The 21,585-nt window shown below is 57.0% G+C and carries 19 protein-coding genes; 6 read left to right on the top strand and 13 right to left on the bottom strand.

The window, feature by feature from the left end:
• Positions 1–73: 73 nt before the first annotated feature.
• Entirely contained in the window at positions 74–724 is a 651-nt protein-coding gene (crp, locus tag LC073_RS19250; RefSeq protein WP_051089460.1) for a cAMP-activated global transcriptional regulator CRP, read from the bottom strand.
• Between the two features lie 288 nt (positions 725–1,012).
• On the opposite strand from crp, the gene LC073_RS19245 reads away from it, so the two are divergent.
• Positions 1,013–1,420 (top strand): OsmC family protein, encoded by a 408-nt coding sequence (locus tag LC073_RS19245; protein WP_226648948.1) that lies wholly within the window; start codon positions 1,013–1,015, stop codon positions 1,418–1,420.
• Between the two features lie 98 nt (positions 1,421–1,518).
• On the opposite strand, the gene coq7 is transcribed toward LC073_RS19245, so the two are convergent.
• From coq7 to LC073_RS19190, 11 genes are all read right to left on the bottom strand, one after another.
• On the bottom strand, positions 1,519–2,163 hold the full coding sequence (gene coq7, locus LC073_RS19240) for a 2-polyprenyl-3-methyl-6-methoxy-1,4-benzoquinone monooxygenase (RefSeq protein WP_226648947.1): 645 nt from the start codon (positions 2,161–2,163) through the stop codon (positions 1,519–1,521).
• Positions 2,164–2,219: 56 nt separating this feature from the next.
• On the bottom strand, positions 2,220–3,518 hold the full coding sequence (gene purD / locus LC073_RS19235; RefSeq protein WP_226648946.1) for a phosphoribosylamine--glycine ligase: 1,299 nt from the start codon (positions 3,516–3,518) through the stop codon (positions 2,220–2,222).
• A 215-nt stretch (positions 3,519–3,733) separates the two neighbouring features.
• Positions 3,734–5,305 (bottom strand): bifunctional phosphoribosylaminoimidazolecarboxamide formyltransferase/IMP cyclohydrolase, encoded by a 1,572-nt coding sequence (purH, locus tag LC073_RS19230; RefSeq protein WP_226648945.1) that lies wholly within the window; start codon positions 5,303–5,305, stop codon positions 3,734–3,736.
• Between the two features lie 144 nt (positions 5,306–5,449).
• Positions 5,450–5,758 (bottom strand): DNA-binding transcriptional regulator Fis, encoded by a 309-nt coding sequence (fis, locus tag LC073_RS19225; RefSeq protein ID WP_152451046.1) that lies wholly within the window; start codon positions 5,756–5,758, stop codon positions 5,450–5,452.
• Positions 5,755–6,747, bottom strand: coding sequence for a tRNA dihydrouridine synthase DusB (dusB, locus tag LC073_RS19220; protein WP_152451048.1), 993 nt, complete (start codon positions 6,745–6,747; stop codon positions 5,755–5,757). The genes fis and dusB overlap by 4 nt, the downstream gene beginning before the upstream one ends.
• Before the next feature lie 194 nt (positions 6,748–6,941).
• Positions 6,942–8,228 carry a DUF3426 domain-containing protein gene (locus tag LC073_RS19215; protein ID WP_226648944.1) on the bottom strand — a complete coding sequence of 429 codons (1,287 nt, stop codon included), beginning with the start codon at positions 8,226–8,228 and terminating at the stop codon, positions 6,942–6,944.
• Between the two features lie 75 nt (positions 8,229–8,303).
• On the bottom strand, positions 8,304–9,185 hold the full coding sequence (prmA, locus tag LC073_RS19210) for a 50S ribosomal protein L11 methyltransferase (RefSeq protein ID WP_226648943.1): 882 nt from the start codon (positions 9,183–9,185) through the stop codon (positions 8,304–8,306).
• Between the two features lie 136 nt (positions 9,186–9,321).
• Positions 9,322–10,662 carry an acetyl-CoA carboxylase biotin carboxylase subunit gene (gene accC, locus LC073_RS19205; protein ID WP_226648942.1) on the bottom strand — a complete coding sequence of 447 codons (1,341 nt, stop codon included), beginning with the start codon at positions 10,660–10,662 and terminating at the stop codon, positions 9,322–9,324.
• A 15-nt stretch (positions 10,663–10,677) separates the two neighbouring features.
• Positions 10,678–11,157, bottom strand: coding sequence for an acetyl-CoA carboxylase biotin carboxyl carrier protein (accB, locus tag LC073_RS19200; RefSeq protein ID WP_226648941.1), 480 nt, complete (start codon positions 11,155–11,157; stop codon positions 10,678–10,680).
• Positions 11,158–11,181: 24 nt separating this feature from the next.
• Positions 11,182–11,637, bottom strand: coding sequence for a type II 3-dehydroquinate dehydratase (gene aroQ / locus LC073_RS19195; RefSeq protein ID WP_226648940.1), 456 nt, complete (start codon positions 11,635–11,637; stop codon positions 11,182–11,184).
• Positions 11,638–11,897: 260 nt separating this feature from the next.
• The gene (locus tag LC073_RS19190; protein ID WP_226648939.1) at positions 11,898–13,697 is read right to left on the bottom strand and encodes a protein-disulfide reductase DsbD family protein; all 1,800 of its coding nucleotides are present in this window, start codon (positions 13,695–13,697) and stop codon (positions 11,898–11,900) included.
• Between the two features lie 129 nt (positions 13,698–13,826).
• Between LC073_RS19190 and LC073_RS19185 the strand changes: the two genes are divergently transcribed.
• From LC073_RS19185 to LC073_RS19170, 4 genes are all read left to right on the top strand, one after another.
• Positions 13,827–14,552: an N-acetylglucosaminyltransferase gene (locus tag LC073_RS19185; protein ID WP_226648938.1), complete on the top strand. Its 726-nt coding sequence runs from the start codon at positions 13,827–13,829 to the stop codon at positions 14,550–14,552.
• Entirely contained in the window at positions 14,549–15,031 is a 483-nt protein-coding gene (locus LC073_RS19180; RefSeq protein WP_226648937.1) for a copper chaperone PCu(A)C, read from the top strand. Before LC073_RS19185 ends, LC073_RS19180 begins: the two co-directional genes overlap by 4 nt.
• 30 nt (positions 15,032–15,061) lie before the next feature.
• Complete coding sequence (locus LC073_RS19175) at positions 15,062–15,631, top strand: YajG family lipoprotein (RefSeq protein ID WP_226648936.1); 570 nt, start codon at positions 15,062–15,064, stop codon at positions 15,629–15,631.
• A gap of 179 nt (positions 15,632–15,810) precedes the next feature.
• On the top strand, positions 15,811–17,574 hold the full coding sequence (locus LC073_RS19170; protein ID WP_226648935.1) for an EAL domain-containing protein: 1,764 nt from the start codon (positions 15,811–15,813) through the stop codon (positions 17,572–17,574).
• Between the two features lie 45 nt (positions 17,575–17,619).
• Here the strand turns inward: LC073_RS19170 and LC073_RS19165 are convergent, their stop codons facing one another.
• Positions 17,620–18,618: an adenosine kinase gene (locus tag LC073_RS19165; RefSeq protein WP_226648934.1), complete on the bottom strand. Its 999-nt coding sequence runs from the start codon at positions 18,616–18,618 to the stop codon at positions 17,620–17,622.
• A 373-nt stretch (positions 18,619–18,991) separates the two neighbouring features.
• Here LC073_RS19165 and mrcB point away from each other — a divergent pair, with 373 nt between their 5' ends.
• Positions 18,992–21,556: a penicillin-binding protein 1B gene (mrcB, locus tag LC073_RS19160; RefSeq protein WP_226648933.1), complete on the top strand. Its 2,565-nt coding sequence runs from the start codon at positions 18,992–18,994 to the stop codon at positions 21,554–21,556.
• The last annotated feature ends 29 nt before the right edge of the window (positions 21,557–21,585 follow it).

Genomic DNA, 21,585 nt, shown 5'->3' with positions numbered 1-21,585 from the left:
CACAGACACAAAAAAGGGCGATTAAATAAATCGCCCTTTTTTGTGTTGTGGTATTGGTTTTTGGGGCAGGCAATTAGCGGGTGCCGTAAACCACCATGGTTTTGCCTTTAACCGACACCAAGCCCTGTTCTTCCAGGGTTTTCAATACGCGCCCGACCATCTCACGGGAGCAGCCGACAATACGGCCAATTTCCTGGCGAGTGATCTTGATTTGCATGCCCTCTGGATGGGTCATCGCATCGGGTTCATTACACAAGTCTAAAAGGGTACGCGCCACACGACCGGTAACATCCAGGAAGGCCAAGTCGCCGACTTTACGGGTGGTATTGCGCAGGCGCCCGGCCATTTGCGTGGCGAGGGCGAACAGGAATTCTGGGTGCTGACGGGTCAGTTCCTGGAATTTAGTGTAGGAAATTTCCGCAACTTCACACTCAGTTTTGGTGCGCACCCAGGCACTGCGGGTGTCCTGATCAAAAAGGCCCATTTCACCAAAAAAGTCCCCGTCGTTCAGGTAGGCCACGATCATTTCACGGCCCTCGTCATCCTCAATCAGGACAGTCACTGAACCGCGCATAATGAAATAGAGAGACTCACAGCGGTCGCCGGCATAGATAATTGTGCTCTTGGCCGGATAGCGGCGCCGGTGGCAATGGGCCAGAAAGTCTTCAATATTGCCGATAGTCATGGGGTCTTCGATAGCAACCGTCACGGATTTATTCCTCATTTTTTGTCTCGTGCTCCATCCCGGCTTTAGCAGCTGAGCACTCTTGAATTATCGCGCGAAAAAACAGTCCCCAACAGAGGTTGGTCGCGGCAAAGTTCCGCAGTGTGACCTGTGACACTCTGGTGCCGGTGCGATTGGACTGAAATCTCACTGCTGAAGTATGCATTTCAGCAGTGGACATTCCGCGCGGAGGTGTTGCAGACACTATACCGGAAATACTCGGCTTGTCGGGATAATCTTGTACTCTGTGCTAAGCTTCGCGACTTGAATTTCAGTGGGAGCATGGCAATGCAGGGCAAGGTAACCTGGGTTAATGATTTGACCTTCGTCGGCGAAGCCGGCAGCGGTAATTCTGTAGTGATGGAAGGGGGCCGCACCAATAATGGCGTACGTCCGATGGAGATGATTCTCCTCGGTGTTGGCGGTTGTGCAGCTTACGATGTGATTTCCATTTTACAAAAGGCGCGCCAGGATATTATTTCCTGTCACTGTGAATTGAATGGCGTCCGCCCGGATACGACCCCTTCGCCTTTTGAGCGAATTGAAATGGAGTTTGTTGTGCGAGGTCGCGGATTGAAAGAGTCCCATGTCGCTCGTGCGGTGGAATTATCTGCAGAGAAATACTGCTCCGCTTCAATTATGTTACGCAATGCGGGAGTAGAGATTGTACACCGCTATCGAGTGGAAGAAGCCTGAATTAAACATTGCAGGAAAAAGAAGAAAAAAGAATAGGCCCACTAAAAGGCTGTTACTTTTAGCGGGCCAGTCCATTTTGTGAATCGATTCTTAAAACTTTAAATTTTGTAACTGGCTGAGGTCATCACCTTGGATACCAGTGACATGGCCCCTTTCACCGGTGCAGGGAAACGTTTACCCCCGGCGGCCAGCGCCGCGTGAGCATGTTCGCTTTCATCGACCAGCATCTGCTCCACTACCGCGCGACTTCTTTTGTCCTGGGCGGGCAGCTTTTGCAGGTGACTTTCCAGATGCTCGCAGACCCTTTCTTCTGTCGCGGCGACAAAACCGAGGCTGATGCGATCGCTGATTTTGCCGGCGGCGGCGCCCAGTCCAAATGACAATCCATACCAGAGCGGATTGAGCAGGCTCGGGCGGCTGTCCAGCTCTTTGAGACGTTGCTCACACCAAGCGAGGTGGTCGATCTCCTCGTCCGCGGCACGCTCCATTTCTCCGCGAATTTCTGGCAGTTTCGCTGTGAGTGCCTGGCCCTGGTAGAGAGCCTGTGCGCACACTTCGCCGCTGTGGTTGACTCGCATCAGGCCAGCGGCGTGTTTACGTTCGGCATCGCTGAGTTCAGCTTCCGCTTCCCCTTTGGCCGGAGATACACGACCGTGGCAGGGTTCGCCCGGACTCAGAGTGCGCAGAGCGCGGTCAGCTTGAATCAACAGGCGATCGAGTCCACTCAGATTGCGTTCGCTCATGTATGTTGCTCCCTCTGTATGGCGGCAGCTAGAGGCTACCGCCATGACTGGTAAAACTACTTATCGCTACCGGCCTGTTCTCTTTCGATCGCGCGATAACCGATATCCTTCCGGTAAAAGACACCCTCCCAGTAGATGGCGCGGGCAGCCTCATAGGCATTGGCCTGGGCTTCGGCAACAGTGTCCCCCAGTGCGGTGGCGCAGAGTACGCGGCCGCCATTGGTGACCACGCGCTCGCCGTCTTCGGCAGTGCCGGCGTGGAAGACCTTGGCGTTATCGCCATCGGCTTTTTCAAGTCCACTAATGGCATCGCCCTTGCGGTAGCTGCCAGGGTAACCGTGTGCGGCCAGTACCACCCCGAGTGAAGGGCGCGGGTCCCACTCTGCCGTTACGCTATCGAGCTTTTTGTCGAGCGCAGCCAGGCACAGATCCACCAGATCGGATTTCAAGCGCATCATAATGGGCTGGGTTTCGGGGTCGCCAAAGCGACAGTTGTACTCGATCACTCTGGGAGCACCTTGCGGATCGATCATCAGGCCGGCGTATAGGAATCCTGTATAAGGCGTACCCTCGGCAATGAGGCCTTTTACGGTGGGCTCGATCACTTCCTGCATAATGCGCTGGTAAACGCTGTCGGTCACTACCGGTGCGGGAGAGTAGGCACCCATGCCGCCGGTATTGGGGCCGGTGTCGCCGTCACCGACGCGCTTGTGATCCTGACTGGTGGCCATGGGCAGGATATTCTCCCCATCCACCATAACGATAAAGCTCGCCTCTTCACCCTGCAGGAATTCCTCAATCACTACACGGCAGCCGGCGTCGCCAAAGGCGTTGCCGGAGAGCATATCGCGCACTGCCAGCTCGGCCTGTTGCTCGGTCTCGGCGACGATGACGCCCTTGCCGGCGGCGAGGCCATCGGCTTTGACTACGATGGGCGCTCCGCGCTCGCGGATATATTCGACGGCCGGCTCAATTTCGGTGAAATTGCGATAGGCAGCGGTGGGGATCTCGTGGCGTTCGAGGAAATCCTTGGTGAAAGCCTTGGAGCCCTCCAGTTGGGCAGCGCCCTTGCTGGGGCCAAAGATGGCGAGGCCACGCCCGTTAAAGAAATCCACAATGCCGTCAACCAATGGCGCTTCGGGGCCGACAATAGTGAGTTCCACGCCGTTTTCCTCGGCGAAGTCCGCCAGTGCGGGGAAATTATCGACGCCGATAGCCACATTCTGCACTTTGCCTTCACGGGCGGTGCCGGCGTTGCCCGGGGCTACGAACACGGTGCCCACTTTCGGGTTTTGTGCGGCTTTCCACGCCAGGGCGTGCTCGCGGCCACCTGAGCCGATGATTAATATATTCATTCTTAAATCCCCCTAAGTCGACCACTTGGGTCCATTGGACAGGTATCAGGTGCGCTAGTTTAGCGCGGAATCATTGCAGGTGGTGTTGTCCGCCTGCAATGGGCGCCTCTTTGTGGTGGGCGCTAGAAACTACTAGTGACAATGGCGCAGTGGATACTTCATTGTCACCAGCCTCCGCGAAGCACGATAGGTGCTCCACGGAGTTTGCCGATGATTTAATGGCGGAAATGGCGCATGCCGGTAAAGACCATGGCCATGTTGTGCTCGTCCGCTGCGGCGATCACTTCTTCATCGCGCATGGAGCCACCTGGCTGGATGACCGCCTGGATACCGACAGCGGCGGCGTTATCGATACCGTCGCGGAAGGGGAAGAAGGCGTCGGAGGCCATCACGGACCCCTCAACGGCGAGGCCGGCGTGCTCAGCCTTGATCGCGGCGATACGCGCGGAGTTAACGCGGCTCATCTGGCCCGCGCCAACGCCGACAGTGCGGCCATCTTTTCCGTATACGATGGCGTTGGATTTTACAAACTTGGCCACTTTCCAGGTGAACAGCAGATCGCGGATCTCCTCTTCAGTGGGCTGGCGCTTGGAGACCACTTTCAAGTCGGCGGCGGTGACAATACCGTCATCACGATCCTGAACCAGCAGACCGCCATTAACGCGCTTGTAATCCAGTGCCGGGGTGCGTTCCGCACTCCATTGGCCACAAACCAGCAAACGCACATTTTTCTTTTCGGCAACTGCCTGCTTGGCTTCTTCGGAGACAGACGGGGCGATGATCACTTCAACGAACTGGCGTTCGACGATAGCGCGGGCAGTTGCGCCATCCAGCTCGCGGTTGAAGGCGATGATGCCGCCAAAGGCGGACTCGCTGTCGGTGGCGAAGGCCAGGTCATACGCCTTGCCGATGTTCTCACCAATTGCCACGCCACAGGGGTTGGCGTGCTTAACGATCACACAGGCTGGCTCGTCAAAAGCTTTCACACATTCCAGTGCCGCGTCAGTATCGGCAATATTGTTGTAGGACAGCTCTTTGCCCTGCAGCTGATTGGCGGTGGAGATACTGGCCTCAGCCGGGTTGGCCTCGGTGTAGAAAGCGGATTTCTGGTGCGGGTTCTCGCCGTAGCGCAGATCCAGCTTCTTGATAAATTGGCTGTTGTAGGTGCGCGGGAACAGCTGCTTATCTTCGCCCTTAATGGCGCCCAGGTAGTTGGCGATAGCGCCGTCATAGCCCGCTGTATGTTCGAAGGCTTTTACTGCCAAGTCAAAGCGGCTGGCATGGCTCAGGGCGCCGTCGCTGGCTTTCATCTCTTCGATAATGCTGTCGTAATCGCTGGCATTGACCACGATGGTGACATCTTTGTGGTTCTTGGCCGCGGCGCGAACCATGGTGGGGCCGCCGATATCGATATTCTCGATGGCTTCCTCGAGAGAGCAGTCAGGCTTGGCAACAGTTTGTGCGAAGGGGTAGAGGTTGACCACAACCATATCAATCGGAGTGATACCGTGCTCACCCATAATGGCGTCATCGGTGCCACGGCGTCCCAGAATTCCGCCGTGCACTTTCGGGTGCAGCGTCTTAACGCGGCCGTCCATCATCTCGGGGAAGCCGGTGTAGTCGGAGACCTCTACAACGGGGATTCCTGCTTCTTTGAGTTGGCGGTGGGTGCCGCCGGTGGAGAGGATTTCTACGCCCATTGCGGAAAGCTGTTGGGCGAACTCTACGATGCCACTCTTGTCAGAGACACTAATCAGAGCGCGGCGGATTGCAACCTGGTCTGTCATTGCACTTGGTCCAACTGGTTTTGGGATAGGGTTGTCAGTGGTTGTAGCGGAGTTTGCGCTGCTGTGGCGAAAACTGCCGCCGGGAAAATAGCGAAGGGGGATGAGTAACCTCATCCCCCTTCAAAAATTCGCATGGTGGGAAGCTTACAGCAGGCCGTAGCGCTTCAGCTTCTTGCGCAGGGTGCCCCGGTTGAGCCCCAGCAGTTGCGCGGCGCGTGTCTGGTTGTGACGGGTGTATTTCATCACCACTTCGAGCATGGGCGCTTCGATCTCTGACAGCACCATGTCGTAGACATCGGTAACCATCTGGCCATCCAGGTGGCGGAAATAGTTCTCCATCGCGTGCTCGACCGCATCGCGCAGGGACTGCTGCTGCGGCTGAGCCAGCTGCGTTTGCCCCCTGGAGGATACTTCTTCGCTGCCAGTATCCGGAATCAATACTTCGTTATTCATGCCGCTTGTGCCCCTCTCGTTATTCGGCGTTCAAACCACGCGTGAACGCTGGCATGTTGTACTTCTGCGCTCTCTATCTGGAAAAAGGTCTTGCGGAAGGACTCGCTGTCCGCGAGTGTCTTCAAGTACCAACCCACATGCTTGCGGGCGATACGGACCCCCATCACCTCACCGTAGAATCGGTGCAGTTCACCCAAGTGGGTGAGCAGTATTTTTCTTACTTCGTCCAATGTTGGTTCGGGCAGCCGCTCGCCAGTGGCGAGGTAGTGGGCTATCTCCCGAAAAATCCAAGGTCGTCCCTGTGCGGCGCGGCCGATCATGACCGCCGCCGCGCCAGTGTAATCGAGCACCTCGCGGGCTCTCTCGGCACTGGTGATGTCGCCGTTGGCAAAAACCGGGATTCCTACCCTGGATACAATTTCGGCAATGGTATCGAATTCAGCCTGTCCGTGGTAGCCGCAGGCGCGAGTACGACCGTGAACCGCCAGAGCGGCGATGCCGGCATCCTCAGCCATTTGGGCTACGGTGACACCATTGCGGGAATCCGTACACCAGCCGGTGCGGATCTTGAGCGTCACCGGGACAGAGACAGACTGGACCACGGCCTGCAATATATCCGCAACCAGTTTTTCATCCCGCAGCAGGGCGGAGCCCGCCGCTTTTTTACACACTTTTTTTGCCGGGCAGCCCATATTGATATCGATGATTTGTGCGCCGCGTCGCACATTTTCCCGAGCGGCCTGGGCCATCATCTCGGGATCACCACCAGCGATTTGCACCGATATGGGAGCTGCTTCACCACCGTGGTCCAGACGCAAGCGCGACTTGCGGCTATTCCACAGACGCGTGTCGGAGGTCACCATTTCCGATACCACCAAGCCGGCGCCGAGTTGGCGACACAATTGGCGGAAGGGGCGATCAGTAACTCCGGCCATAGGCGCCAAGATTACCGGGTTGTCGATAATGTAGGGGCCTATAGCAATAGACACGGTAACTCCGTTTGGGCTTTGGAAGGGCGATCTGTGCCCTGGCAAAAAGGCCGCCTATGATAACGACTGGCCCGGCGTTGGCAAAGCGAAAAAGCGGGCAAATTGATCGATCCCTGTGCGTTTAGCTCGCAGAGTGGTCAATTTTGGTGGCTTTATCCGCCAAGGCGTCAGCGACTATGGCGCCAATCATTTTCCTATGGGGCGATTTTCATCTCGTAGTTCACCGCTTCGGCCCCTGGGTCAACCACCTCAATGGCGATGTGGATGGGGCTGCCCTGGGGCATCTGCTTGCGCCCAGCCAGCTCTCCCTGCAAATACTCTTCGGGAGTAAAACGGCGACTCGCCACCGCCTTGTTTTTCAAGTCGCTGAAATTCAGCAGCAGGTTGGGGAAAGGTTGGGGGTAGGGAGCTGAATTCACTAACACGGCGTCCACCACCAGCGCGCCCTCCAATTGCGGGTGGCTGCGCACCATCAGATTGGAGGCCTGGATTGCATTGGAATCCCGCAGTGGGGGCAGAGTACAGCCGAGCATCGGGCAGACAGAAGCGTAGATATCGCGCCAGGGCTGCTGCTTGCTGAGCCGGTCAAACTGAAAGTAAGCCAACTGGATTAACAGTAAGAGCGTTAAAAAGGGAAGGAGTAGGCGCCACAACCAGGGACTCACCGCTTTCTTTGATGATGCTGCACCCCAGGTCATTTCCACCGGGGCGGGCTGAATGGCGGAGATCAGCTGTTCGCGAACGGGCTCAGCCTGCGGCTCTGAGGCGCTGTCCGCTCCGGTGGCAAAGTAGGGCTCCTTGCGTCCATTGCCGGCTTCCGGCAATGGTACAGGGAGTATTTCTTCAGAGGCAGAGGGTGCCTCGGGTGTCGGCTCAGACTCGTAGGGCTCTATTGCGGGAGCCTGCGACTCCAGGGGGCGCTCCCAGGGCTCTGGGTCGCCGAAGCGTTCGTTCTCATCAGCGGGGCTGAGGGAATCCTCATCGGTGCCTGTAGCACTGCTATCGAAATCGGGCACATCGTCCCAGTCTGGTTTTAGTATCGATTCCAGGTCCTCCTCGGGACCCTCCTCGAATTGGTCCTCCTCCTGCAGTTCCTGCCACTCATTATCGCCAAATGCATCCCCAATAAGGCTCTCTGAATTGGCTACTGGTGTTTCGTGGGAAGTGTTTCCTGCTGATTCTCGGTCCGTAATGTTGCCGGGAGGCTGCTTTTCGGAGGAGTTGGCGGCAGCTGTCTCCTCTGCCGGATCGTCATCTTCCAGTTCGATATCGTCGTGAATCAGGAAGTCATCGTCTTCTAGCAGGGTTTCCAGATCACTGCGTGCGTCGGGGCCATTGTCGTTGAAGACGATGTTCTCATCCGCGCGGAAAACCTGCAGGCAGGAGCCGCAGCGCACCGCACCGCGGGCGGCGCGAAGCTGCTGGTCGTTGATATGGAATGAGGTGCTGCAGTGGGGGCAGCGGGTTACCAGTTGAGACATTCGACTATGGCGCAGTTTATTTTGCGCTCAAGTTTATCAGTCTGTCGGGTCCCCGCGTAGTGCTGGCTGGCGTATTTAGCGATTCCGAGTGCCGCTCAAACGTACCCAGCCCTCGTGCTCGGCATCCTCATCAAAGTCGATACTCTCTGCGTAGGCGGTTTTTACCTGTTCCGCCTGGGAGGCGAGGATGCCGGACAGGCAGATGCGCCCGCCGATCTTGATGAGAGCAATCAATTGTGCGGAGAGTTGAACCAGTGGGCCGGCAAGGATATTGGCAAGCATGATATCGGCAGCTTCCTGTGGCATCTGTTCCGGTAAATAAACCGGGAAGCGCTGCGGATCTATGCCGTTGCGCACGGCGTTGTCTCGACTGGCAATCAGGGCCTGGGGGTCGATATCGGTACCCATGGCGTGTTCGGCACCGAGTAGTAAAGCGCCGATTCCGAGGATGCCGGAGCCGCAGCCGAAGTCGATGGCGCTCTTTCCCTGCAGGGGTTCTTGCGCCAACCAGCGTAGGCACAGGAAGGTTGTGGGGTGAGTGCCTGTGCCGAATGCGAGCCCGGGGTCTAGCAGCAGGTTCACCGCTTCCGGTTGGGGCGGCTCGCACCAGCTTGGACAGATCCACAAGTTGTCGCCGCACTGGATGGGTTTGTAGTGCGACATCCACTCGCGCTCCCAGTCTTTATCTTCGAGCTGGTCCCAGCGGGCATTGGGTAGGAGTTCGCACAGGAAAGAGGCGGCTTTGGCCTCGGTGACGCCGGTATCGACTTCGGCATCGAACAAGCCGGTAACCCGCGTTTGATCCCACAGGGGGACTTCGCCGAGTCCGGGTTCGAGAATGGGTTGGTCTGCGTTGTCCTGCAGGGTAACGGATACGGCGCCGGCAAAAAGCAGGGCGTTTTCGATTTTTTCCGCATGGGCACGATCGGTGTCGACGCGGAGTTGTAGCCAGGGCATAGGAATTCCGTGGTGAGTAACTGCAATTCAGGTGGTAATGCCACCCTGTTGATGCGATGTCCGCCGCCATCCCTGGCGCCCGGTGTCATCGTATTGTGAACGCAATTCTCTCCAACTTTGCCCCGGCTGGCGAGGGTTAGAGCCCCAGCTTCTTCTCCAGATAGTGAATATTGACCCCACCTTTGGCAAAGGCTTCATCGCGGACCAGCTCTTCCTGAAGGGGAATATTGGTCTTGATACCATCCACGACCAGCTCGGACAGGGCCACGCGCATGCGCGCCAGGGCAGTCTCGCGATCTTCGGCGTGGGTAATCAGCTTGGCGATCATTGAGTCGTAGTTGGGGGGAACCGTATAGCCGGAGTAGAGGTGCGAATCCACGCGCACTCCCAGGCCGCCGGGCATATGGAAATTGTTAACCTTGCCGGGGCTGGGGAAGAAAGTCTGAGGATCTTCCGCGTTGATACGGCACTCGAAGGCGTGCCCGCGTATTACGATATCTTCCTGCTTGATGGAGAGCTTCTCGCCGGCACAGACGCGAATCTGCTCCTTGATCAGATCTATGCCGGTCACCATTTCGGTGACAGGGTGCTCCACCTGGATACGGGTGTTCATCTCGATGAAGTAGAAGCGCTCATCTTCATAGAGGAATTCGAAAGTGCCAGCGCCACGGTAGCCGATATCAATACAGGCCTGTACGCAGGACTCGTGCACTTGGTGGCGCACCTCGTCGGGGATGCCGGGGGCTGGTGCTTCCTCAAGCACCTTCTGGTGGCGGCGCTGCAGGGAGCAGTCGCGATCTCCAAGATGTATGGCATTCCCTTGTCCGTCGGACATTACCTGGATTTCTACGTGGCGCGGGTTCTGTAGAAACTTCTCCAGGTACACGGTGCCGTCGCCGAAGGCGGCCTGGGCCTCGGATTTGGTCACGGCGATGGCGTTGATCAGGTCTTCGGCACGGTGTACCACGCGCATACCGCGGCCACCGCCACCGGCTGCGGCCTTGATAATCACCGGGTAACCGACTTTTTCACCGATCTCCAGGCAGCGCTCATTGTTATCTGGCAGAGGGCCATCGGAACCCGGTACTGTGGGAACGCCGGCCTTTTTCATGGCGGCGATAGCGGATACTTTATCGCCCATCAGGCGGATCACATCCGGGTCCGGGCCGATAAAGGTAAAGCCGCTTTTTTGTACCTGCTCGGCAAAGTCGGCGTTTTCTGCGAGGAAGCCGTAGCCGGGGTGTACGGCCACCGCGTCGGTGATTTCCATGGCGGAAATCAGGGCTGGAATATTCAGGTAGCTCTGCGAAGAGGGGTTGGGGCCAATACAGACCGACTCATCGGCCAGGCGCACGTGCTTCAGGTTGCGATCCACCAAAGAATGAACCGCAACTGTGGCGATGCCCATCTCTTTGCAGGCGCGCAAAATCCGCAGGGCGATTTCGCCGCGGTTGGCGATTAGGATTTTGTCGAACATAGTGACTTACCCCGCTCAGACGATGGTCACGAGCGGTTGATCGAACTCTACCGGCTGGCCGTCTTCGAGCAGGATGGATTCGACAGTGCCGGCCTTGTCGGCCTCAATCTGGTTCATCATTTTCATCGCTTCTACGATGCACACTACATCGCCGACCTTAACCTGCTGGCCCACTTTGACGAAGGGCTCGGCACCGGGGCTGGGCGCCGCGTAAAAAGTACCCACCATCGGCGACTTCACCGCGTGGCCGCTGATTGTCGGTTTGGTTTCTTTTTCCTCTACTGCCGGGGCCGCACTTTGGGCTGGTGCTATTGGAGCCGGCGCTGGCGCCATTGGGGCGCCGTAAGGGGCGCTGTAAATTGGAGCGACCGGTTGGGCCGCGCCGCTGACGCCGCGGCTGATGCGCACAGACTCTTCACCCTCTTTAATTTCCAGCTCGCCGATATCCGATTCTTCGAGCAGCTCAATCAGTTTTTTAATTTTGCGGATATCCATAGTTCATTCACTCGCAGGTTTGATTCATTGATTTTGAGGCGCCATACCCAGTTGGTGTATGGCCGCCTGAAGTGCCAGGGTGTAGCTGTGTGGGCCGAAGCCACACACCACACCACGGGCTAAGTCAGATAGATAGGAATGGTGCCTAAATGCCTCTCGGGCATGAGGGTTGGAAAGATGCAGCTCGATAAACGGTATTGCGACACCCGCCAAGGCATCTCGCAATGCCACACTGGTATGGGTATAAGCAGCGGGATTAATCACTATAAAGTCTACGCCGGTTTTGGCGGCCAAATGAATGCGTTCCACCAGGGCGGATTCGCTGTTGCTCTGCAGGGTTTCCAGTTGGTGCCCGGCGTCCTCACACTGGCGCTCGGAGGCCAGATTAATTTCCGCGAGCGTGGTGGCACCGTAGATATGTGGCTCGCGGCTGCCGAGCAAATTGAGATTGGGGCCGTGCAGGAGAAGAATTTTAGCCATAGTGCGCCCTAGGGAAAGTTGCCGAAAAACCTAAAAAATTGGTCTAAAGTTGGCTATCTTGCGGGCAAACTCGAAATTTTGGCTTATTTGCCCGAGTGCTTTAGGCGAGTGTGCCGCAAAAGTGACTCCCTGTCCATGCCTGCTGGGCAGTTTATCGAAGTTAGCGGCAGTTCGGCGATATTTGGCCAAAAATTAGCGCAAAATATCCGTGCTGTGGCTTTTTTACCCCTGCAATTGGCTACAAAGGCGGAAGTCTCTTCTTACGGAATAGAGGTTGTGCGGAGCCGGCTGCCGGCGGCGGCCTCAAGCTCCATCAAGAGCTCCTCGCGGGAGAGGATTTGCGGCAGGATTTTGGCCTCGCCACCATTGGCAGGGTAGAGCAAGTAGAGTGGTACACTGGTACGGCCGTACTTCGCCAGGAGTTCGCTGATACGCGGGTCCTGATTCGTCCAGTCTCCTTTCAGGGCCACTACCCCCAGTTTCTCGATAGCCTGGCTCACCGCATCGCTCGACAAAACGACCTTTTCATTGGCAAGGCAGGTAATACACCAGGCGGCTGTCATATTTGTCAGTATCGGACGCCCTTCTTTACGCGCCGCTTCCAAGAGTTCAGCCGAGTAGGGTTGCCAGTAGTCGCTGGTCTGCTGCTGTGCCTGGGGAGCGGTGCTGAGGCGCGGCAGCAATATCAGTGCAAAGCTCAGGGCCACAACCGCCACCGAACCCCGCAGCCAGTGCCACTGAGGGCTGGGCCAGAGCCATAGGGCAAAGGCGATAGCGACAGCGCCGCTAAGCACCAGGGTGACACCGTCGCCCCCCGCCTGACGCCCCAATACCCAGAGCAGCCAGACTGCGGTCAAGTACATGGGGAAGGCTAACAGTTGTTTCAGTCGGTCCATCCAGGGGCCTGGGCGTGGAAGTTTGTCCACCAGCGCGGGGATATAAGTGAGAAGTAGAAAGGGTGCGGCCATACCGGCGCCAAGAGCGGCGAATACGCTGAGCGCCACAGCAGCAGACTGTGTGACCGCAAAACCCAGTGCCGAGCCCATCAGGGGGGCGGTACAGGGACTGGCTACCAGGGAGGCCAGAGCGCCGGAGGTGAATGAGCCGCGCAGCCCTTGGCTGTTGCTTAAATTGCTGCCAATGCCCATCAGGCTGCTGCCGATCTCTGTGACACCGGAAAGACTGAGCCCCATGATAAAGAATAGATAGGCTAAGGCTGCCACCAGCCAGGGAGACTGTAGCTGGAATCCCCAGCCGATCGCCTCACCCCCGGCGCGCAGTGCAAGCATAGTTGCGGCAATGGCGACAAAGCTCAGTACCACGCCGGCGGCGTAGGCCCAGCCGTGGTGATGGCGCTGGCTGTCGTTCTGTGCCGCCTGGCTCACCGCCAGCAATTTAATCGAGAGTACCGGAAAGACACAGGGCATCAAGTTGAGCAGTAATCCACCGGCAAAGGCAAAGAGTAGGGCCAGGGGTAGTGTGATGGCGCTGCCAGACTCGCTCTGGGGTGTGCTCGAAGAGGTGCCGCCTGACCCCGAGGCGGTGCCCTGGAAACCGTCGTCAATAGGTTGGATGCTGCCTGAGGCGATATTTACGCGGTAGTGGCGAACCTGTGGTGGATAGCAGAGCCCCGCGTCGGCGCAACCCTGGTAGTGCAGCTCTAGTTGTAAGTTTTGGGGGGTGCCAGTGAAGGGAATGGGGAATTCCAGCTGACCGCGATAGACCTCGGTCTCCTTTTCGAAGTAGTCATCCCAGATAACTTCACCGCTGGGTAGATCTAGGGGGATCGCGGTTTTTTGTCCGTTTTCGATACGGTACAGGGCAAGTTTGTCACGGTAGAGATAGTATTCCGGGGCGATTTCAAACAGGGCGCTGAGCTGATTGCCGCTCAGTAGCAGGTCCTGCCGGTAGGCCTCGTCTACAGGCAGGAAGGTGTTTTCCTGCTGACCGATGGAAGAAGCGAAAGGGTTACTCCCGGCCTGAGCAAATGTATTGATAGCGGGCAGGCATAACAATATTGCCAGCAGAACGAGGAAATTATTTCTGAAATTTTTGGTCATCACAGCCATAGATGAAAAAATTCATTATAGTCGGGCGCATGGTTCTGACTGCAGCGCCGGACGGGGGTTCAGTCGCGTCTGCAGTATAGCGACGCCAGTGGTACAAAAAAACAACAACGGGGGATTGCTTTGCCGTCACTAGAACGCCTTCACAGCTTTGCTATCTATCTATTGATGGCTGTGTTACTCGGTGCCTGTGCTTCGAACAAGCCACTTCCTCCTCCGCCCAGTCCACCGCCGCAAAAGGCTAAGCCTTCAGTCGAGGAGGTGCGCCGCAACAATGTGGCGTATTTCTTAAAGCGCGCCGAACAGGCCTTGCGCAAGGGCCATCTGACCCAGCCCGCCGGTGCCAGCGCTTATGACTATTACCTGAATGTGCAACAGTTGGACCCAGGCAACCGCCGTGCCAAGACAGGAATCCAGACAATAGTGGTCACCTATGTAGAGCAGGCACGGGAGGCGCTGCGCAGGCGCGCTTTTGCGGAAGTAGCGAGCTTGTTGCAGCGCGCAGAGATGTTGGCTCCGGGCAATCCCTTGGTCGCCGAGGTGCGCACCCAACTGGCCCGAGAGCGCGGTCGCGCACAACTGGATTTGCCACAAGGAGAGGCTATCGGCCTGCCGCAAGCGGAGCTCAGAGCCAGGTCTGAAAAACTTATCGCACAGCTGCGCCAAGTGGCCCAGCGCATCCGTAGTGAGCAGCTGCGTGTCATTATCGTCGCCGGGGATGATGCTGAAGGTCGCTGGGTTTACCAGCAGTTGCGCGAGGCGGTGCCCGGCTATCGGGTGCGGGGCGATATTAAGATCGGTAGCCCCGCGCGTTTACTACTTATTCAGCCCAGTGGAGGGGAACTGTGAGAAGGACGGGTTTTTTTGCATGGGTACTGCTAACAAGCAGCCTTTTTTACACAGTGGGGGTTTCAGCCCTCACTCAGTCCCTTTTGGTTGAAGGCTATGCCCGCGAGACACCGCCGGGAGCACCTATGAGCGCGGCCTACCTGTCTCTCCACAATACCGGAGAGCGCTTGCTGCAATTGACTGCCATAGAGCTGTCTGGTGATGCAAAGGGCTCTGCGAATTTACATACCACTGAACGAGCGCAGGGTGTCAGTCGAATGCGCCCTCTGGAGAAACTGGCGATAGCCGCTGGCGAGAAATTACAGATGGTACCAGGAGGCGTACACCTGATGATTCACGGAGTACGACTCAGGGCGGGAGAATCACTACCACTGCGCCTGCTCTTTGCCGATGGAAGCAGTTTGGAGGTCCTGGTACCCATTATGGGGCGGGAGATGCTTGAAAAAGATCACCACCGCCATCATGGCAGTGCAGGGTAACTAGTTTTTGTTGAAGTGAAGGAAAGAAAAATGAAGAAATTGTTGTTATTGGTGGGGGCCCTGGTCTTGGCTGGATGTGCTCACAGTCCACTACAAATTCGTCTGCACCCTCAGGTTCAGGTGGCTCCCGAATCCATTGGTGCGGGGCACAGTCTCAATGTTCGCGGGATCAATGAACTACCCGGTGGCGGTCTGGGTTCCCTCGGCGGTGTCTATGCAGATACCTCTCAGGTGAGTATCGCCAATGACGCGGGCAGAGCCATTGCCTTCGGCTTGAGTGAGGGCTTTGCCAACTGGTCTTTCCGGATCACTGACTCGGCTCCTGAGGTGCAGGTGACGGCAAAATTAGTGAAGCTGACTTACAACAGCCCTAACACCGTCTATACCAACCAGATTGATACTTCTGCCGAAATTCACCTGGAGGTTAAGGCAGGCCATGCTACCTACTTCGGGACTTATAGTACCTCGGGTAAAGACCGCAACCTGATCAAACCCAGCCGGGAAGAGGTGGAAAGCCGGGTAAATGGTCTGCTGAGCGCGACCATGCAACGGGTGTTTGAAGATGAAAAGCTGAAAAATTTCTTGCGCGCAAATCTCTGAGTGTGCAATTTAAAGGCCTGTAGGAGAGGGGTCAGCTGGAGACAGGATAATTGAATAAAACCGGCGATCTTGGGCGATGATAGCGTTACGTTCGCCCATATTTTGCAACGACGTTCCATTTCCGGTTGTTTTTACGATCGTTTCTATGGTGCGTTTCGGTTCCCGCAAGGAGTGCGGCTGTGTCCTTGTTTGACCCTCAATCTGCGCAATACCTCGGCCAGCTGGGGGAGTTGGAGGCTCAACTCAAACCCTGTGAGCAGATTAGCCTGCAGGCTGCGGAGGCGGCACTGGGGGAAATTGCTGACGGGGTGATCGTCACCGATCCCCGCGGTATTGTTCAGTATGCCAATCCGCTGGTGAGTGAAATGAGTGGGGATCTGGTTGGGCTCTTGCCCGGTCAGCCGGTTAACGAGGGCCTACGGCTCTGCGACAGTCACGGGGAGCCGTTATCCGCACTGATACCCGATACCCCCTATCACGAAGTGCCCAGTGTACGAGAGATCCGTGCCTATATCTGGCGATCTGGCGAAAGCCGTCCGCCGCTGGAGGTCTCTGTGCAGGTGATGGCTATATGGGATGCCGGCACACTGAAAAATTATGTGTTGGTCTTACGGGATACCTCCGCTGCCCGACGGGTGTCTACCCGTCTTAGTTGGCAGACCAGCCACGATGCGCTAACCCGCCTGCCTAATCGACAGTATTTTGAGAGAGAGCTTCAAAAGCTTCTATCTCAATGCGTCGATAAGCGCCAACACCATGTGCTGCTTTATTTGGATGTCTACCAATTCAAAGTGATCAACGACACCCTGGGTTTTGTCGCCGGTGACCAATTGCTGGTGCAGTTGGTATCGTTGCTGCAACAGGGGTTGTCGAAGGCCGATTTATTTGCACGAGTGGGCAGCGATGAATTCGCCATCTTGTTGCGGGACTGCACCCTAGAAGAGGGCGGGCGCGTGGTGGCACGGCTACGTGAATCTGTACAGGACTTCAGCTTCCACTGGCAGGGCAGTGACAGCCGTGTGGCCGTCTCAGTCGGAGTGGTGGGTGTAGACCGATTCACTCCCAGTGCCAGCCAGCTGTTGGCGACCGCCAATGACGCCTGTTGTTCGGCCAGGGATCAGGGACGCAACCGAGTCAAGCTGTTTGGGGACTCGCGCAAGGTGCTGGAGAAGCGCCGTGAGTCTACTTGGGTAGCGGAAATTCACGCGGCTTTACGGGAGGACCGCCTGATGCTCTACCGGCAGCCGGTGGTTTCACTTAAGGGCGCGCGCGAACTCCATCATTATGAAATTCTGGTGCGTATGCGCGGGCGTGATGGTGGTGTGATTTCCCCGGGGCTGTTCCTGCCGGCGGCGGAGCGCTACGGCCTGATTGAGGAAGTGGACCGCTGGGTTATTCGCCGCGTGTTCCGCTACATGGCCCAGGAGCAATTGATCGGCATCGACACGGCAAGCTATGCCATTAATATTTCCGGCATTAGCCTCGGTGATGACACCTTTGCAGACTTTGTGCTGGAAGCGATGAGTGAGGAGGGAGTTACCCCTTCAAGGGTACAGTTTGAAATCACCGAGACCAGTGCTATTAACAACCTGGAAAGGGCACTGATTTTTATCCACAAGCTGCGTGCCGCCGGCTGCAGTTTTGCCCTGGACGATTTTGGCCGCGGGGTTTCCTCCCTGGCCTATCTGCGCCAGCTGCCGGTGGACTTCCTCAAGATCGATGGGAGTTTTGTGCGCAATATGCTCGAAGATGAGATCGACAGCGCGATGGTCAGCACCATTGACCACTTGGCCAAGCGCATGGGTATCAGCACCATCGCAGAGTATGTCGAGAGCCCCGAACTGATGGATAAACTCTGCCGAATGGGTGTGGATTACGCTCAGGGTTTTGGTATTGCCGCCGCCTCGGGATTGCCCGATATCGGCGAGCCCGAGGAATTTTGAGATTGAGCGGCCAGTAAAGGCCGCTCTCTGTTCCTGTTGGTGGCTTTAGATAACCGCCGCCAACAACTCTGAGTGTTGCTCTGCCTTCAGGCGCGGACCGTATTGGCTAACCACTTGGGCTGCGGCGCGGCAAGCCAGCTCACCGGCTTCGACAAAGCCCATTTCCCGGTTGATCGCATACAAAAACGCGCCCGCAAACATGTCACCGGCACCGTTGCTATCTATCGCGCGTACCTTTGGACTTGCAACTTTGTATTGCTTGGCGCCATCCCACAGCAGCGCGCCATCTGCGCCCAGAGTAATGGCAAAACTGCGGCAGTAATCACTCAGGGCCTCTGCCGCGGCATCCAGTGAGTCGGTGTCGGTAAAGCCCAGGGCCTCATCGCGGTTGCAGAACAGCATATCCACGCCGCCGCCAATCATTTCACGCAAGCCTTCGCCAAAGAATTGCACCATCGCCGGGTCGGATAGGCTTAGGGCAGTTTTCACACCGGCTTGCTGGGCCTGTTCACGCAGGGCGATTGCGGCTCGACGCCCAGTTTCGGAAGAGACCAAGTAACCTTCGATATAGGCCCACTGGGAGGACTTTAGTGCTTCGTCATCCAGTTCTGCTACCGAGAGCTGCTCACTGATCCCCAGGTAGGTATTCATGCTGCGCTCGGCATCAGGGGTAATCAGTACCAGACACTTGCCAGTGGTACCGCCATCGGCCTGCTGCAGCGTGGTTGGGTAGTCGACGCCAGCGGCGCTGAGGTTATTGCGGTAGAAAACCCCGTTATCGTCGGCGGCGACCTTACAGGAGTAGAAGGTGCGCAGGCCAAAATAGCTGGCAGCGATAATGGTATTGGCACCGGAGCCACCACAGGCACGTTTGGCGGTGACCATGTGGTCCCGAAGGTCGTCTACCAGCTGTTTCTGCCGGGCATCGTCCACCAGGGTCATAATGCCCTTTTCAACACCGAGTGCTTTGAGGTCCTTATCGGATACCTCGATTTCCGTGTCCAGCAGGGCGGCGCCGATGCCGTAGAGATCATATTGCTGCATGTCCATCCTTTTCGGGCGATTTGTATAGATTTCCGCCGCATTATGGCCGTGATTACAGCAAGTGCAAGGTGGTAGGTTTGACTTAAAGCGGCCAGCGTTTATAAAGGCGTCATATGCCTCAATATGAACTTATGGAAGGCAACTGCGGTCAATCCACGAACAGGTATTTAATGTGCCTGTAATATGACCTCCTGGACGCATAGCCCGGGATTCTGGCGGTTCACGGATGTTCCCCACGGCGCCGGTTTAGGTGCCTGCGGCAAGATACCAGCGGAGCTGCCACCTGCTGGTCTTCTGCCTGAGATAGCGGTGAGGCTGAAGGCACTCTCCGCTACCGAGAGATGTACCGAGATGGCAGCTGGATAACTCTTATATGGCATCGATGAAACGCCGGCGCAGCAAAGCGTCAAAACCGAAAAGGCGCTACCGCTGGTTAAAATTTCTATTTTTGCTGGCCCTGGTGGGGGCATTGGCCCTAGCCGGCTATATGGCTTACCTCGATGTACAGCTGCGTCAGCGTCTCGACAGCCGCCAGTATCAACTGCCGGCGCGGGTTTTTGCGCGTGCCCTGGTACTGCGTGAAGGCATGGCGATGCACCCGGATGAGCTGGAGAGCGAGTTAGCCGCTCTCAATTACCGCAAACAAAAGACTCTGACTGAGCCCGGTTCCTGGACGCAGGAGGGTATGAATTACCGAGTCTGGCGTCGGGACTTTATTCATGCCGATGGCCGCGAGCCGGCGGCTCTCGTCACCTTCCGCCTGCGCAATGATGAAATTGACAATCTGCGCGATGAAGATGGGCAGCGCATCTCCGAATTCCGCCTGGACGCAGCCAATATCGGTTCATTGCTGGGCGGTGGAGACGATCGCAACCCAGTTAGCTTTACAGATATCCCTCCTCTGGTAGCAAACACCCTGATCGCAGTGGAAGACCAGGACTTCCTCAATCACTTCGGTATCTCCCCGCGGGGTATCGCCCGAGCGATGGTGGCCAATATCAAGGCGGGGCGCCTGGTGCAGGGGGGATCAACCATCACCCAGCAGTTAGTAAAGAATATCTTTTTCGACCACAAGCCAAGCCTGCAGCGCAAGATCAATGAAGCCTTGATGGCGGTTTTGATGGAGATTCATTACGACAAGGCCTACATCCTGCAGGAGTACATTAACGAGGTTTGGCTGGGCCAACAGGGAGCCCGGGGTATCTATGGCTTTGGCCTGGCCTCGGAATTCTATTTCCAGCAGCCGCTGGATACTTTGGAGCCTCATCAGGTCGCCCTGCTAGTGGGGTTGGCCAAGGGCGCCGCTTACTACAACCCCTGGCGCCATCCGCAACGCGCGTTAAAGCGTCGCAACACAGTACTGGAGTTGATGCTCGAACAGGGCCTCATTACCCAAGCTGAATTCGAACGCTACTCCGCCAAACCATTGGGTGTGGTGAAAGGTAGTGTGACAGCACAGAATCCCTATCCGGCATTCACCGAGCGCCTGCTCTCCGAGTTGCGCCCCTATTATTCCTATGAAGAGCTTCGCACCACTGGACTGCGGGTCTACACAACCCTGGCGCCCTCTGTTCAGAAACTCGCAGAGGAGTCCGTCAGCGAGGGCGTACAGAAGCTGGAGAAAGACCGCAAGATCAAGGCGAATACTCTCCAGGCCGCGACTGTGCTGCTGGATAACCGCACGGGCAATGTACTCGCCATGATCGGAGACCGCGACCCGGATTATCCCGGTTTCAACCGGGCTCTGGAGGCGCGCCGCCAAGTGGGGTCTCTGATCAAGCCGGCGGTCTTCCTAACCGCTCTGGAGCACCCCCAAGAATACAATCTGGCCACCTTGATCGACGATGCGCCAGTGCGTATTGAGGAGGCCGATGGCGATGTGTGGATGCCGCAGAATTTCGATAAGCTCGCTCACGGCCAAGTGCCTCTCTATGTGGCGCTGGCCAAGTCTTATAACCTGGCTACCGCTCATCTGGGGCTCGATCTGGGACTGCAGAATGTGCGCCAGACCATTCGACGCCTGGGTGTGGATACCAGCCTGCCGCACGTGCCGGCAATGTTGTTGGGAGCGGTGGAAATGACACCACTTGAGGTGGCGGGCATGTACCAAACCATCGCCAATAGTGGTGAGACAGTACAGCCACGCACCTTGCTAGCGGTATCGGATGCACAAGGTGGACGGGTTCAGCACTTCCGCCCGCGCACTAATCGTGGCATTGACCCTGTGCCCGCTTACCTGTTGCGCTGGGGTCTGGAGCAGGCGATGCGCGAAGGTACCGGACGCCGGTCCGCTAAGCGCCTGCCCAGCAGTGTGCCTTTTGCTGGTAAGACCGGTACTACTAACAATAACCGCGACAGCTGGTTTGCCGGGTTTTCCCCGGAGGTTACCGCAGTAGTGTGGATCGGGCGCGATGACAACGAGCGCACCCGTTTAACCGGTTCTACCGGAGCTTTGCCGATCTGGACTGAGATCATGCGCAAGTTGCCCCATCAGCACGGTCCTGTCGAGGCACCGCGGGGGGTCGAGTTCAAAGAGGTAAACGCGCGTGGACAGTTTATGGACCCGGATTATTGCCGCGGTGGTTACGAGATACCTTTCTCCTATGAAACCCATTTGCAACCGGCACCAGAGTGTCGGGGGCACGATCGCTGGCGTTGGTTCCGCAATCTGTTTGGCAATGAGCACTCCGAGGCGGCACCGCGGGAGCAGATGACTCCTGGTTGGGGTAACGATATAGACCGGCAGCAATATGAGAGTGAGCGTCGTAATCAATTGCGGGAACAGCTGCGCGGTGACGATGCGGAAGAGTTTGGAGAGGATTCCTCCTTAGAGCCCCTCGAACTGCCTCGCCGCCAGTCTGCCGAGGTGGAATATCGAAGTGTTCCCGTTGAAGAGGCCCAGCCGGTGGGACCGGCGCTGGAAGATCAATGGCCTTGAATTAGTGGCGCGGCATTAGCCGCGCGCAA

The sequence above is a fragment of the Microbulbifer variabilis genome, from assembly GCF_020524905.1.
Classification (GTDB): domain Bacteria; phylum Pseudomonadota; class Gammaproteobacteria; order Pseudomonadales; family Cellvibrionaceae; genus Microbulbifer; species Microbulbifer variabilis_A.
Note: the sequence above shows the minus strand (reverse complement) of the source record. Positions and strands in the feature narration are given on the sequence as shown.